Here is an 11,342-nt window from a genome sequence, read left to right as displayed (position 1 = left end):
GTGTCTTTGTGAGAGCCTCTTCTTTTTCGGCGAGAGCCCGGAGGTTGGAGTGCGAGCGACCCCTAACGCTCCCCCTGGTGGCGCAATGCCGGAAGAACCCCGACACCCCTTGAAAGCATGTTCACGAGACGATGGGCTTCAATGGGTTAGCGAATTCGCCACCAGTGTCCGTTCCTCACCGCATCCTACGGGCTGACAGGGCGACTGAAGTCGCCCCTACAGGTAATTGATTATGTTATCTTTAATCAGGTCACGGGTACATGCCCATGGCGGGCACACGGGCGTAGGATGGGCAAAGCGAGAGCGATGCCCATCCGGCCACCGCGCCGCTTGAGGATGGGCATCGCTCTCGCTCTGCCCATCCTACCGAGAGGCGCAACCCTATCTGTTCTTATCACACCCGTCGGCATCCCGGGAGTTGACGCAGCAGAAAAAAGGCGCAACTCTTCGTGATTATCCCCGGCGCCCGGCGTTTCGCGACACCTGTCGCCGGATCTGCCGGACGTCCCACGCGGAGATTCTACGACGATGAGCAGCATCCCAGCGCCGGAGCAGGTCCGGCGTCCGCTTCAGGTCCCACCTCACCCCCATTGGCCCACATTGAGCGACGACGCCAAGGCCGCGCTCAAGGAGCGGATCAAGTCCCTGCTGGTGCAGGAGCATGCGGTCCTGGTCGCCCATTACTACACCGACGCCGACCTCCAGTCGCTGGCCGAAGAGACCGGCGGCTGCGTCGCCGATTCGCTGGAGATGGCGCGCTTCGGCGCGGCGAGCGACGCCCGGACTTTGGTGGTCTGCGGTGTTCGTTTCATGGGCGAGACGGCCAAGATTCTCAACCCCGAGAAGCGCGTGCTGATGCCGGACCTGGCGGCCACCTGCTCGCTCGACGAGGGCTGCCCCGCGGACGCTTTTTCCGCCTTCTGCGACGCGCACCCGGAGCACACGGTGGTGGTCTATGCCAACACCAGCGCCGCGGTCAAGGCGCGCGCCGACTGGGTGGTGACCTCCAGTATCGCGTTGCCGATCGTCAAACACCTGACGGCGCTCGGTCAGAAGGTCCTGTGGGCGCCGGATAAGCACCTGGGCCACTATGTGGAACGCATGACGGGCGCCGACATGCTCCTGTGGGACGGGGCCTGTGTCGTTCATGAAGAGTTCAAGTCATTCGCCTTGGAGCGGGTACGCAAACTGCGCCCGGACGCGGCCGTGCTGGTCCACCCGGAGGCCCCGGACGAAGTCGTCGCTCAAGCCAACGTGGTCGGCTCCACCACGCAGTTGATCCGCGCCGTCACCGAGCTGCCGAACCAGGAGTTCATCGTCGCCACCGACGCCGGGATCTTCTGGAAAATGCATCAGCTTGCTCCGGACAAGACCCTGATCGCCGCCCCGACCGCCGGTGAGGGCGCCACCTGCGAGACCTGCGCGCACTGTCCCTGGATGGCCATGAACGCCCTGCAGAACCTGGAGCAGGTGTTGCTCACGGGGGCGCAGGAGGTCCGCATTGATGAGGCCGTGCGTCAGCGCGCCGTCGTCCCGATCCAGCGCATGCTCGACTTCGCCCGCACTCAGGGGATCAGCGCACCCGTCCGCTCAGACTAACGGGCATGGAAGGAACATCAAGCCACCCCGGAAGATGAAAGTCTCCCGTGGGAGTGGCGTCCTGCCGCGCTACGGTGCCGCGGTGACATCCAACGCCGCGGCTGAGCGCCCGGCCCCGTCGCGGCGGGACGCCGCTCCCACAGGGTCACTGCGCGACGTTCACGGTCAGCAAGCATCGTAGGGAGGACAAACGCAGCATAGTTCACCATCGCCTCGCCGCGGGCACGCTGCTGGCGGCGGTCAACCAGATTCGGGGCTGCCGCGCCACCGCGGCACCTTGGCAAAGCCCGTCGCAATGCCGTACCATCCAGACGCTTTCCAGGTGAATCACCCGTTCACCCGACCGCAAACCATAACAACAATCGGAGCCGCGACCCAGGTCCAGTCTTCAGCCGCGCTGCAGACCCGACGCGGGTCGTCGTCACCGCTCACCGCTGCGAGGACCCCATGTCTCATCCCCCGAGAGGCCAAGGCGTCGGCTCACTGATGAAGCGCATCGACGCGCGTTCCGTCACGACTTAATCACGCTTTGCTGTTTTACGAATGCAGGGGAGACGCCCCGCGGGCGGCCCCCGGTCTGCATCGCGGAGGGACGCCTCCGCGCGAACGTTACGCCTGTTCCACACCATCAGGAGTTCACATGGCCAATACACCAACCAGACTGGCCCTGCTCGCCGGGGCCCTCGCGCTGGGCGTCGGTTTCAGCACTCAAGCGGCGGATGCCCCGGCCGCGCCGGCACTGGTCTCCGGGGCCAGCGCCGGCATGCTTGCCGAGACCTGTGCCGGCTGTCACGGCACCGACGGGGCGAGCGTCGGTCCCGCATCCCCCACCCTGGCGGGCATGGACGCCGCCTATTTCACCGAACTGATGCAGGGCTTTCGCGACGGCAAGATCTATTCGACCATCATGGGTCGAATCGCCAAGGGGTATTCGGATGAAGAATTTGAGCTCATGGCCGGCTACTTCCATGCGAAGCCCTATGTCCCCGCGAAGCAACCGTTCGACCAGGCACTGGCCGCCAAGGGCAAGAAGTTCCATGACAAATTCTGCGAGAAATGTCATAGCGAGGGCGGCGCGCCCCTGACCGGCGAGACCAAGGCGAAAGAAGAGAGTGAGGCCGAGGAAGAGGAGGAAGGCGAAGAGGGCGGGGAGGAGTACCAGATCCTCGCCGGCCAATGGACCCCCTATCTGGTCTATGCCATGGAGGACTTCCGTGCCGATCGCCGCGAGATGCCCAAGAAGATGAAGAGCAAGCTCAAGGATCTGATCACGAAGGAAGGCGAAAACGGTCTGACGGCGATTTACGCCTACTACGCCAGCCAACAATAAGCGCCCGAGGAGTCGAACCAGATGAAGATGAATCGTCGTGATTTCGTACGGGCCGCCGGCGCGGCGACTGCCGTTGGCCTGATCGGCGTGCCCCACTTGGCGCTGGGTGCCGGGAACAAGGTCGTGGTGGTCGGCGGCGGCACTGCCGGCGCCACCGTCGCCAAATACATCAAGCGGTTGGACCCGAGCATCGAGGTGACCGTCGTCGAGCCCAACCCGGTCTACTATACGTGCTATTTCAGCAACGAGGTCTTGAGCGGCGAGCGCACGCTCGACTCGCTGCGGGTCGCCTACGATGGCCTGAAGGCGCTCGGCATCACCATGGTGCAGGACTCGGCCGAGTCCATCGACGCCGCCAAGAAAGTCGTCAAGACCGGCGGCGGCAAAGAGTTACCCTATGACCGCTGCGTCGTCGCCCCCGGCGTCGAATTGCTGTTCGAGAAGATCGAGGGTCACAGCGAAGCGTCCTCCCAGACCCTGACGCACGCCTGGAAGGCCGGCGAACAGACCAAGATCCTGCGCGGCCAGTTGGAGGCCATGGCCGACGGCGGAACCGTCGTCATTACCTCCCCGCCCAATCCGTACCGCTGCCCCCCGGGACCTTACGAGCGGGCGAGCCAGATCGCCATCTATCTCAAGGCCCACAAGCCCAAGTCCAAGATCATCATCCTGGACAGCAAGTCCCAATTCTCCAAGCAAGGGTTGTTCATCCAGGCCTGGGAGAAGTTCTTCCCCGGCATGATCGAATGGCGTCCCGGTCCGGACGCCGCGGTGGTCAAGGTCAACGCCAAGGGCATGACTGCCGAGACCAGTTTCGGCGACGAGATCAAGGCCGACGTGCTCAACGTCATCCCGCCGCAGCGGGCCGGCAAGATCGCGCAGGTCGCGGGTCTGGCCGACGACAAGGGCTGGTGTCCGGTGGATGCCAAGACCTTCGAGTCATCCCTGGCCAAGGGCATCCATGTCATCGGCGACGCGTGCATCGCCGGGGCCATGCCCAAATCCGCCTACTCGGCCAACAGCCAGGCCAAGGTCTGCGCCGGGGCGGTGGTGGCCATGCTCAACGGCAAGGAGGTCGGCGTGCCCTCCTACGTCAACACCTGCTACTCAATTGCCGGACCCGAGTGGGGCATCTCGGTAGCGGGCGTGTATAAGCTCGCCGCCGACGGCAAGATCGCCGAGGTTCCCGGCGCGGGCGGCCTCACCCCCATGGATGCCCCGGACTGGGCGCACAAGCGTGAGGTCGAATACGCCCATAGCTGGTACAAGAACATCATCCAGGACAGTTTTATGTAAGGCTGCGGCAGGCCCGCCGCCAGCAGGCGCGCCTGCCGTCTTGATCGTTGTCGTAATCGAGTTTGTGATACCCGCGAGAATCCTCTTGCACCGCGTCGTTATCGGGCTGCTTATGCCCAATGCGAATCGCTTCTCCGATTACGACAACGATTACGACAACGATTACGACAACGACAACGACAACGACAACGAGTGTATCGCATTCTTTCTGACGCGTTACTTATGATCCGTCATTTAACCATCACTCAACTGGTGGAGAACACCGCCGACGCCATGGGGCTCCTCGGCGAGCATGGTGTTGCCTGGTTGATTGAAGCCGATGAGCACTGTGTGCTCTTCGATACCGGACGATCAGGCGCTCTATCTGGATACCCCGGCAGGGCTGGTGGTGCTGCTTGGCTGCAGTCACTCCGGCGTCGTGAACACACTGGAGCATATCCAGGCGCTGACCGATCATCGGCCGATCCATGCCGTCATCGGCGGCACCCATTTGCTGCGCGCCGACGCGGACCGCCTGGCGTTCACCGTGGAGCGCTTCGGCGTCGCTTATCTCGCGCCGATTCACTGTACCGGTCTCCCCGCCGTCTGCTACTTCCGCGACCGCTTTCCCTCTCAGTTCCGTGAATCACCGGTCGGCACCAGGCATCAGTTCGGTTAGGCCATTGTCGGAAATCGCCTTTGGCGATTTCCGACAATTTGGATACCGGTCAGTGTAGGTGCGACTTCAGTCGCACCTGCGCCTGAATCGGTGCGACTGAAGTCGCACCTACATCCAAGCCGATGGTGGGTGGTATCCGGTGTTCCGGAAATCACCAATAGTCGCCCCTACACGTCGGTAGATCATTTCCCGGAAATCACCATTAGCCCGGCCGCCCATCGGCCCGCGGACTGATCAGCATGGGAACGTGAACCCAGAGAAAGAGCCCAAAGGCCAGGAGCCACAGGGCACCGGAAAGCGTCAGCCACTCCAGGTAGGCGGCTGGCCAGAGCAAGGGAGCGAACACCCGCACCGCCGCCGCCATGTTCAGCAGGACGAAGGCGCTCACCGTCGCGGGCGAGGCAACCATGGCCCGCCCCGTATGGCCCAGCGTGATCCGCGCCATCATCCCCAGGGTGAAAACCCCGACGGCCCCGATGGTCAGCGCATGCAGTGAGGGAAAGGGTGCCAGCAGCCCCAACTGCGTCAGCGCGTTCAGCACCAGACCAATGATCAGCCAGAGATAGCCGCTGTAGAGAACGGCGAGGATCGGGAGCCTCCACACCCGCCGATCATGCCAGCCGGCCAGGCGCAGCCCCTGGACCAGCGCCAGGGTCAGGGCAGCCACCGCCGCGGGCACCGTGATCGCCAGCCCGGTCTGACTGGCCGCATCAGTCGCCACCCACAAGACCGCGAGGGCGAAGGTCAGACGCTCCACCCAGGGATTCGACCTGGGACTCGACCCCGGACACGCGGTCTGGGTGAAGAAGGGCATGATGCGACCGGCGACCAGCAGCAAGGTCAGCAGGATCAGCCCGAGCATGAGCCGGTCGGCGGCCAGGGCGGTATGCGAAGCGATCCCCAGCGCCTCGATATGAACCAGCATGGACGCCAGACTCATGCTGCCCAGCAGGACGATAAAGACCCGATTCGCCGGATTGGGACCCCGCCACAGGGGCGTGAAAAGCGATAGCGCGACGGCTGCCGGAAAACACAGATCCAAGGCCGCGACCAGCACATCCGACAGCGGCAGGAAGGGGGCGATACGTCCGGCCACCCATAACAGCACCAGCCCGGCCAACGGGACACCGGAGGCGGTTGCAATGCCGGTCCAATTACGTGTAGCGGTCAGCAAAAAGCCGGCGATGGCGGCCGTCGCATAGCCGAAGAGCAGTTCGTGCGCGTGCCAGGTGGTCCCGGCGTAGTAGCCGTTCATCGGCATCCAACCGCGCAGCATGGCGAGCCACAGCGCCAAAGACACGACAGCGGACAAGCCCGCAGCAAGAAAGAACGGGCGGAACCCGAGCGCCAGGATAACGTGATAGGGACGGATGATCGAAGGCGGGATTGCGGACAATCGGTTCTCCAGTTGCCATCTGCTCTTTTTTCGTTGCCTAAGCTACCCCTGTGTACAACCTCAGGATTTGACCTCGGTCAATCCGGCTCCTGTCGCACCTGATCACCCCCGCTCAGAGTTCACCGAGCAACTGGACACGGCCGTTATCGTCGACGCCCTCCAGACGCACTGTGAAGCCCCAGAGACGGCGGATGTGACGTAACATCTCGTCCACTGACTCGCCCAAGGGGCGGCGGTTATGCCGATAGTGGCGCAGCGTCAAAGATCGGTCGCCGCGTCGATCGACATTGAAGACCTGTATGTTCGGCTCTCGACTCCCGAGGTTGTACTGCTCGGCCAGGGCCTGACGCACGGTACGGTAACCGCGCTCCTCGTGGATCGCGGTGATCTCGATCGCCTCGGCCCGATCGTCGTCGCGAACCGCGAACAGGTGCAGATCGCGAATGAGCTTCGGTGAGAGATACTGGGCAATGAAGCTCTCGTCTTTGAAGTTGCGCATCGCGAAATCGAGGACCTTGCGCCAGTCGCCACCCGCGATATCCGGGAACCATTCGCGGTCCTCGGCGGTTGGCGACTCGCAGATCCGGCGAATATCGCCCATCATGGCAAAGCCGAGCGCGTAGGGATTGATCCCGCTGTAATAAGGCGCATCGAAATTCGGCTGAAACACGACACCGGTATGGGACTGAAGAAATTCCAGCATGAAGCCATCGTTGACGAATCCCTCTTCGTAGAGACGATTCAGCAAAGTGTAATGCCAGAAGGTCGCCCAGCCCTCATTCATCACCTGCGTCTGGCGCTGGGGGTAAAAATACTGGCTCACCTTGCGCACGATGCGCACGACCTCGCGCTGCCAGGGCTCCAGCAGCGGCGCGTTCTTTTCGATGAAATAGAGCAGATTCTCCTGGGGCTCGGCAGGCCACCGCGCGTCGGCATCCGGCGCGTCGTCATCCCCGAAACTCGGGATAGTACGCCATAGATCATTCACCTGAGATTGGATATAATCCGCGCGCTCGGCCTGCCGGCGCTGTTCCTCCGCCATGGTGATCGGCGAAGGCCGCTTGTAGCGATCCACACCATGATTCATCAACGCGTGGCAGGAGTCGAGCAGCAGCTCCACCTCCGCTTGGCCGTAGCGCTCCTCACAACTGGCAATGTACTTTCTGGCAAACACCAGATAGTCAATGATGGCATCGGCACTGGTCCAGGTGCGGAACAGATAGTTGCCCTTGAAAAAGCTGTTGTGCCCGTAACAGGCGTGAGCGATCACCAGCGCCTGCATGGTCAGCGTGTTCTCTTCCATGAGATACGAGATGCAGGGATCGGAATTGATCACGATCTCATAGGCGAGGCCCATCTGACCGCGGCGGTAGGTCTGCTCCGTACTGACAAACTGTTTGCCGAACGACCAATGATTGTAATTGATCGGAAGGCCCACCGAAGAATAGGCATCGATCATTTGCTCGGAGCCGATGACCTCGATCTGATTGGCATAGGTGTCCAGCCCGAAAACATTGTGCGCGAGATGCCCGATTTCCCGGTCGAACCGTTCAAGCAGCGGAAAGGTCCACTCGGAGGAATCGGAGATGATACGACTGCTCATGCCGGCTGCCTCTTGAACAAATCCCTGAATACGGGAAAGATATCCTCAGGACCAGCGATTTCGCGCATGGCGAAGTGGCGATGTGCGCCGGCGATCTCCTGATAGGCGTACCACAGACTCTGATGCTGCCGTGGGGTGATCTCGACATAAGCGAAATAGCGCATCAACGGCAACAGCTTCTCGGCCAGCAAGTCGCGGCATACCACCGAATCGGAATCCCAGTTATCGCCGTCCGAGGCCTGTGCAGCATAGATGTTCCACACGCTCGAATCGTAGCGCTCACGCAGGACATCATAGGCCAGATTGAGCGCGCTCGACACCACGGTACCGCCCGTCTCCCGGGAGTAGAAGAACTCCTGTTCGTCGACTTCCTGGGCGATGGTGTGATGGCGGATGAAAACCACTTCGATGCGGTCGTAATTGCGCTTCAGAAAGAGGTAGAGCAGGATGAAAAACCGCTTTGCCAGATTTTTGCGCGCCTGATCCATGGAGCCGGACACATCCATGATGCAGACCATCACCGCCTTGCTGGTCGGCTCCGGAAGCTGGACAAAGCTCTGGTAGCGCAGATCGAACGTATCGATGAAGGGAAGCGCGGCGATGCGCGTCCGCGCGCGATCTAGCTCATCGCGCAAGGCCAATACGCGCGGGTCGTCCTCGGCAACGCCAAGGGCAAGCAAGCCCTCCAGTTCCGCCTCGATCTCTTTGATGCGGCGACGGTGAGGCGCGCCCAAGGCGGTGCGGCGCGCGATGGCGCCCTTGAGTGACCGAACCACATCAATGTTGTTCGGTGCGCCACTGGTGCGGTAGCCGGCCCGCACGCTCTTGAACTCGGTACTGCCGATCAACTGATTGCGCACCAGATTGGGCAATTCCAGATCGTCGAAGAGCAGATCCATGAACTCCTCGCGCGACAGGTCGAAGATGAAATCATCCTCGCCCTTGCCGCCCCGGCCGGCTTTACCCTGACCGGCACCACCACCCCCGCCGCCCTCGGGCCGAGGGACTTTATCTCCGGCCATGAAGTCCTTGTTGCCCGGATGAACCTGGTCGCGGGTGCCACCCTGGCCATGATGGAACACCGGCTCGGAGATATCCTTCGACGGGATGCCGACCTGCTCACCCGAGTCGATATCGGTGATGCTGCGCTTGTTCACGGCATCAGCCACCGCGCGCTTGAGTTGGGTCTTATAGCGCTTGATGAAGCGCTGCCGGTTGACCGCGCTTTTATTCTTCCCGTTCAGACGCCTGTCGATGAAATGAGACATGGGGTGATGTGCCTGCTCTAACGCCTGTTCGCCCGCGGGTGCCGGGCGCGTGATTCGCACCGCTGGAGCGAGCGCGCCCGGCGCGCTTCGCCGACCGCGCGCAACGCCCCTGACTTATTGCGCCTTGCGCACCCGCAGATACCACTCCGACAGCAGACGGACCTGTTTGGCCGTGTAGCCCTTGTCGGTCATGCGGTCGACGAACTGAGTGTGCTTCTTCTGGTCCTCCACGGACGCCTTGGCATTGAACGAGATGACCGGCAGTAACTCCTCGGTGTTGGAGAACATCTTCTTCTCGATCACAACCCGGAGCTTCTCGTAGCTGGTCCAGCGCGGATTGGCGCCGCTATTGGCGGCGCGCGCACGCAGCACGAAATTCACGATCTCGTTGCGGAAGTCCTTGGGATTGGAAATGCCGGCCGGCTTCTCGATCTTCTCCAGTTCCTCGTTCAGTCCCCCCCGGTTCATCATCTCGCCGGTATCCGGGTCCCGATACTCCTGATCCTGAATCCAATAATCCGCGTAGGTCACATAACGATCGAAAATGTTCTGACCATACTCGGCGTAGGATTCGAGGTAGGCGGTCTGCAGTTCCTTACCGATGAACTCGGCATAGCGTGGGGCCATATACTGCTTGAGATAACTCAGGTAGCGTTCTTGGACCTCGGGAGGCAGCTGTTCACGGGCGATCTGCCGCTCCAGGACATAGAGCAGATGCACCGGATTCGCCGCTACCTCGGTGTGATCGAAGTTGAACACCTGAGACAGGATCTTGAAGGCGAAACGGGTTGAGATCCCGGTCATGCCCTCGTCAACCCCCGCGTAGTCACGGTATTCCTGAACGGACTTCGCCTTGGGGTCGGTATCCTTCAGGTTCTCACCGTCATACACCCGCATCTTGGAATAGATACTGGAATTCTCCGGCTCCTTGATGCGGGTGAGCGTGGAGAACTGCGCCATCATCTCCAGTGTCCCGGGAGCGCAGGGGGCTTTGGCGAGTGAGCTGTTGCGCAGCAGTTTGTCGTAAATCCTTACCTCATCGCTGACGCGCAGACAGTACGGCACCTTGACGATGAAAACGCGATCGAGGAAGGCCTCATTGTTCTTGTTGTTGCGGAACGTCTGCCACTCCGATTCGTTGGAATGGGCCAGGATGATACCCTGGAACGGCAGCGCCGACAGACCCTCGGTACCATTGTAGTTCCCCTCCTGGGTGGCCGTCAGCAGGGGATGCAGCACCTTGATCGGTGCCTTGAACATCTCGACGAACTCCATCAGCCCCTGGTTGGATCGGCACAAGGCGCCTGAATAACTGTAAGCGTCGGCATCGTTCTGGGCGAAGCGTTCAAGCTGGCGAATATCGACCTTGCCCACCAGGGAGGAGATATCCTGGTTGTTCTCATCGCCCGGCTCCGTCTTGGCGATAGCCACCTGCTCCAGAATCGATGGATAGAGCTTGACCACCTTGAACTTGGTGATGTCACCCTTGTATTCCTGAAGCCGCTTCACCGCCCAGGGGGACATGATACAGCGCAGGTAATGCTTCGGGATCCCGTAGTCTTCGGTCAGAATCGGTCCGTCTTCCTCAGGTGAGAACAATCCGAGGGGTGACTCGAACACGGGCGAACCCTGGATGGCGTAGAAGGGAACCTGTTCCATCAACTCCTTGAGCTTCTCCGCCAGGGACGACTTGCCGCCGCCGACCGGACCGAGCAGATAGAGAATCTGTTTCTTTTCTTCCAGACCCTGGGCGGCGTGCTTGAGATAGGAGACCAGGTGCTCGATCGACTCCTCCATGCCGTAGAATTCCGGGAAGGCCGGGTAGCGCTTGATGACCTTATTCTGAAAGATACGGCTCAAGCGCGGATCGTCGCGGGTATCCACGAATTGCGGCTCGCCGATCGCCAGGAGCAGGCGTTCGGCGGCACCAGCATAGGCGCTCCGGTCTGACTTACACAGTTCCAGGTACTCGTCGAGGGTCAGGACCTCCTCGCGGGACGCTTCATACCGGGCCTGGTAGCGATCGAAGATCGACATAGACATACCTCGTTAATAATAATGGTGCTGTTACCCGCCGCGTCCGCGCTCCGAAACGCGGTGAGCCATGGTCCTATTGCTCAGGGCAAACCGCGAAAAGACAAGGCTTGCCTGGAAAGGTGCAAGGAGCGGACCAGGCTCGGCTCAACGCGGCC

The 11,342-nt window shown here is 61.5% G+C and carries 8 protein-coding genes; 4 read left to right on the top strand and 4 right to left on the bottom strand.

Translation table 11 applies throughout. The features are described from left to right. Positions 1-528: 528 nt before the first annotated feature. From nadA to QZY03_RS01350, 4 genes are all read left to right on the top strand, one after another. Positions 529-1,599 carry a quinolinate synthase NadA gene (gene nadA / locus QZY03_RS01365; RefSeq protein ID WP_295577462.1) on the top strand — a complete coding sequence of 357 codons (1,071 nt, stop codon included), beginning with the start codon at positions 529-531 and terminating at the stop codon, positions 1,597-1,599. Positions 1,600-2,239: 640 nt separating this feature from the next. Beyond that, positions 2,240-2,929 carry a c-type cytochrome gene (locus QZY03_RS01360; RefSeq protein ID WP_295577459.1) on the top strand — a complete coding sequence of 230 codons (690 nt, stop codon included), beginning with the start codon at positions 2,240-2,242 and terminating at the stop codon, positions 2,927-2,929. Between the two features lie 21 nt (positions 2,930-2,950). Next, complete coding sequence (locus tag QZY03_RS01355; protein ID WP_295577457.1) at positions 2,951-4,225, top strand: NAD(P)/FAD-dependent oxidoreductase; 1,275 nt, start codon at positions 2,951-2,953, stop codon at positions 4,223-4,225. A gap of 319 nt (positions 4,226-4,544) precedes the next feature. Beyond that, complete coding sequence (locus QZY03_RS01350) at positions 4,545-4,883, top strand: MBL fold metallo-hydrolase (RefSeq protein WP_295577454.1); 339 nt, start codon at positions 4,545-4,547, stop codon at positions 4,881-4,883. Positions 4,884-5,085: 202 nt separating this feature from the next. Here QZY03_RS01350 and QZY03_RS01345 read toward each other — a convergent pair whose 3' ends face one another. The 4 genes from QZY03_RS01345 to QZY03_RS01330 form a co-directional block, all read right to left on the bottom strand. Then, positions 5,086-6,279 (bottom strand): NnrS family protein, encoded by a 1,194-nt coding sequence (locus QZY03_RS01345; RefSeq protein WP_295577450.1) that lies wholly within the window; start codon positions 6,277-6,279, stop codon positions 5,086-5,088. Between the two features lie 112 nt (positions 6,280-6,391). Beyond that, positions 6,392-7,882, bottom strand: a complete 1,491-nt coding sequence (locus tag QZY03_RS01340) for a SpoVR family protein (protein WP_295577447.1) — start codon at positions 7,880-7,882, stop codon at positions 6,392-6,394. Continuing rightward, positions 7,879-9,150, bottom strand: a complete 1,272-nt coding sequence (locus tag QZY03_RS01335; protein WP_295577444.1) for a YeaH/YhbH family protein — start codon at positions 9,148-9,150, stop codon at positions 7,879-7,881. The genes QZY03_RS01340 and QZY03_RS01335 overlap by 4 nt, the downstream gene beginning before the upstream one ends. 114 nt (positions 9,151-9,264) lie before the next feature. Next, complete coding sequence (locus QZY03_RS01330; RefSeq protein ID WP_295577441.1) at positions 9,265-11,187, bottom strand: PrkA family serine protein kinase; 1,923 nt, start codon at positions 11,185-11,187, stop codon at positions 9,265-9,267. Positions 11,188-11,342: the final 155 nt, after the last annotated feature.

Source organism: uncultured Lamprocystis sp., assembly GCF_903933125.1.
Taxonomy (GTDB): domain Bacteria; phylum Pseudomonadota; class Gammaproteobacteria; order Chromatiales; family Chromatiaceae; genus Thiodictyon.
This window is presented reverse-complemented; position numbering and strand designations above follow the sequence as displayed.

What these genes read in the sequence shown, in the direction of transcription:
- nadA (WP_295577462.1), top strand. Translation starts at nt 529, where the DNA reads ATGAGCAGCATCCCAGCGCCGGAGCAGGTCCGGCGTCCGCTTCAGGTC.
- QZY03_RS01360 (WP_295577459.1), top strand. Translation starts at nt 2,240, where the DNA reads ATGGCCAATACACCAACCAGACTGGCCCTGCTCGCCGGGGCCCTCGCG.
- QZY03_RS01355 (WP_295577457.1), top strand. Translation starts at nt 2,951, where the DNA reads ATGAAGATGAATCGTCGTGATTTCGTACGGGCCGCCGGCGCGGCGACT.
- QZY03_RS01350 (WP_295577454.1), top strand. Translation starts at nt 4,545, where the DNA reads ATGAGCACTGTGTGCTCTTCGATACCGGACGATCAGGCGCTCTATCTG.
- QZY03_RS01340 (WP_295577447.1), bottom strand. Translation starts at nt 7,882, where the DNA reads ATGAGCAGTCGTATCATCTCCGATTCCTCCGAGTGGACCTTTCCGCTG.
- QZY03_RS01335 (WP_295577444.1), bottom strand. Translation starts at nt 9,150, where the DNA reads ATGTCTCATTTCATCGACAGGCGTCTGAACGGGAAGAATAAAAGCGCG.
- QZY03_RS01330 (WP_295577441.1), bottom strand. Translation starts at nt 11,187, where the DNA reads ATGTCGATCTTCGATCGCTACCAGGCCCGGTATGAAGCGTCCCGCGAG.